The organism is Phytoactinopolyspora endophytica (assembly GCF_004138495.1).
Lineage (GTDB): Bacteria > Actinomycetota > Actinomycetes > Jiangellales > Jiangellaceae > Phytoactinopolyspora > Phytoactinopolyspora endophytica.
Map to the genome: position 1 here is coordinate 741,388 of NZ_ML142849.1, position 2,838 is coordinate 744,225.

The 2,838-nt window shown below is 66.6% G+C and carries 4 protein-coding genes; all 4 read left to right on the plus strand.

Annotated features, from left to right (window positions below):
- On the plus strand, positions 1-257 hold a 257-nt coding region (locus tag ELR45_RS41985), incomplete at its 5' end, for an extracellular solute-binding protein (protein ID WP_276320634.1).
- Between the two features lie 58 nt (positions 258-315).
- Complete coding sequence (locus tag ELR45_RS03230) at positions 316-1,182, plus strand: extracellular solute-binding protein (protein ID WP_420813802.1); 867 nt, start codon at positions 316-318, stop codon at positions 1,180-1,182.
- A 4-nt stretch (positions 1,183-1,186) separates the two neighbouring features.
- Positions 1,187-2,119: a carbohydrate ABC transporter permease gene (locus tag ELR45_RS03235; protein WP_205855760.1), complete on the plus strand. Its 933-nt coding sequence runs from the start codon at positions 1,187-1,189 to the stop codon at positions 2,117-2,119.
- On the plus strand, positions 2,116-2,838 hold a 723-nt coding region (locus ELR45_RS03240; protein ID WP_205855761.1), incomplete at its 3' end, for a carbohydrate ABC transporter permease. The genes ELR45_RS03235 and ELR45_RS03240, both read left to right, overlap by 4 nt.

The following is a 2,838-nucleotide window of genomic DNA, read 5'->3' on the forward strand; positions in this document are numbered from 1 at the left end:
ACCTGCGGATCTCGTCGTGGAATATCCCGACCGATCTCGACTCCTACCAGCGCCTGGCTGACGAGTTCGTCGCCGAGCACCCCGGCACCAGCGTGTCGGTCGAGGTCACCACCGGCCAGTTCCACCAGTGGTTCACCACGCGGCTGGCGGCGGACCTGGCGCCGGACATCATCCGGATCACCCCGCAGCAGATCGGCCGGTACGCGGCGAACGGCAGCCTGGTCGATCTGGAGCCAGGCGATCCCGGCTGGCTATGAGGACGACTACTCCGACCCGTTCTGGGCGATCGGCGCCCGCGAGAACGGCATCTTCGGCATCTTCCAGCACACCGACACCTTCATCACCTTCTACAACCGGGACGTGATGGAGCAGATCGGGGTCACACCGCCGACGACGCTCGACGACGCGTGGCGGTGGGACGAGTTCCTCGAGATCGCCGCCGAGGTCAAGAAGGTCACCGGCCGCTACGCGTTCGGCTTCGGCTGGAGCGGCACCCAGACCGCCTACCGGTGGCTGCCGATCGTCTACCAGAACGGCGGCGCCTTCCTCGGCGAAGACGGCCAGACGCCCAGCATGGACTCCGAGGAGGCCATCGAGGCCCTGGAGTTCGGCCGTCGCTGGTACGCCGACGAGCTGGTCTCCCCCGGGAACATGAACAAGTCCGAGGGCGGCGACGTCTCCCGCAACATGTTCCTCACCGGCCAGATCGGCATGATGCTGAACAACCCCGAGCCGATCACGCAGCTCGACGAGGAGATGCCGGATCAGTGGGGCACCACCTACATGATCCGCAACACCGACGAGGCGTCGGACCTCGGCGGCAACGCCCTGGCGGTCACCAAGTCGAGCAAGCATCCCGAGCTGGCGGCGGAGCTCGTCGCGTTCATCACCAGCCGGGAGAAGATGATCGACTTCTGCCACCACGGCAACTGGCTCCCGGCACGCTCGTCGCTGGACGCCGAGGACATCGAGTACGCGGCGAACACCGACACGATGCAGCAGTTCATAGACCAGGGCGCGCGGATCCCGCTCAACCTGGTCAAGGCCGAGTCCGGCCAGTACTTCAGCTCGCTGAACACGGTGTTCGCCGACTACGCGGACCTGTGCTTCCTCGGCGAGCTGTCCCCTACCGACGCCTCTGCGCAGATGATGGACGCGATGCGCAGTGTCACAGCGGAGTGACATCGTGACGACACAATCAGAACTCTCCACACGGCCGGCCGATCCGGCGCAGACCGAGCATCTGCATCGGCGCCGGCGGAGGTCGAAAGCACCGTACCTGTTCATCGGACCGGCAGCGCTGCTGTTCCTGGCGTTCTCGCTGGTGCCGATCGTCGTCGCGATCGGGCTGAGCTTTCAGGAGACGGCGACGCTCGGCGACGGCGAGTGGGTCGGGACGGACAACTTCGAGCGTCTCGGCTCGGATCCGCTGTTCCTGACCTCGCTGCGCAACACGATCATCTTCACCATCGGCACGGTGCCGACGGCGATGGTGATCGGGCTTGCGCTGGCAGTAGCGCTGAACCGGCCGATGCCGGGCCGGGCGGTGCTGCGCGCGCTGTTCTTCGTGCCGATGGTCGCCGCGGGCGTCGTCGTCGGCGTCGTGATGTCGTGGATCTTCAACGGCGACTACGGCGTGGCGAACAACTTCCTCGGCATGCTAGGGCTGGAGAGCATCCCGTGGCTGACGTCGCCGAGCTGGGCGATGTTCACGCTGATCCTGGTGGTGGTGTGGACCAGGGTCGGGTTCTGCATGGTGATCTACCTGGGCGCCCTGCAGTCGATCCCGTCCGAGCTGAAGGAGGCGGCGTCCATCGACGGCGCGTCCCGCTGGTCGACGTTCTGGCACGTGACGTGGCCGCTGCTGCGCCCGACGACGTCGATCCTGCTGATCCTGAACGTCGTGTTCTCGCTGCAGGCGTTCGACGTGATCTATGTGATGACCGGCGGCGGGCCGGGCTTCTCGACGACGGTGCTCATCCAGTACGTGTTCCGTGCGGCGTTCATCGACGCCCGGATGGGCTACGCGGCGGCGCTGGGCCTGGTACTGGTGGCGATCCTGCTCCTGTTCACGCTGCTCAGACAGCGCGCCACCCGGAAAGCGGAGGAGGTCCTGTGAACGCCACGCACCTTGGGGACCATGTTCGGACAGCGCCCAGACACGGCGGCGGCCGCCGGGCGGCAAGGAACGGACGACGGTCGAAGCCGAACCGGCGCTGGCTGTTGTTCGCCGTGCTCACCGCATTGGCGATGCTGATGATCTTCCCCGTCTACTGGATGGCGGTGTCGGCGCTCACACCGGGCGGACAGTCACAGAGCAGCAGCTTCTACCTGTTCCCGTCGGAGCCGACGCTGTCGAACTTCGACGAGGTGTTCTCCACCCAGCCGGTCTGGAACTGGCTCGGCAACTCGATGTTCATCGCGTCGGTGGGGACGGCGCTGAGCGTCTGCGTCTCGCTGCTCGCCGGTTACGCGCTGGCGAAGTTCCGCTTCCGGGGGCGCGGCGTCCTCTACGCGGCGTTCCTGGTCACCATCATGATCCCGATCCAGGTGACGCTGGTGCCGGCGTTCCTGATGGTGGCGCGGGCCGGGCTGGTCGACTCACCGTGGGCGGTGATCCTGCCGACGCTGTTCGACGTGGTGGGCATCTTCATCGCGCGCCAGTTCATGCTCGGCGTGCCGGACGCGCTGCTGGAGGCGGCCCGGATCGACGGTGCGAACGAGCTGCGGATATTCACCCGGGTGGTGCTGCCGACGTGCGGGCCGCTCGTCGGGGTGCTGGTCATCCTCGGCTTCATGAACCGGTGGAACGACTTCCTGTGGCCGCTCGTCGTTCTG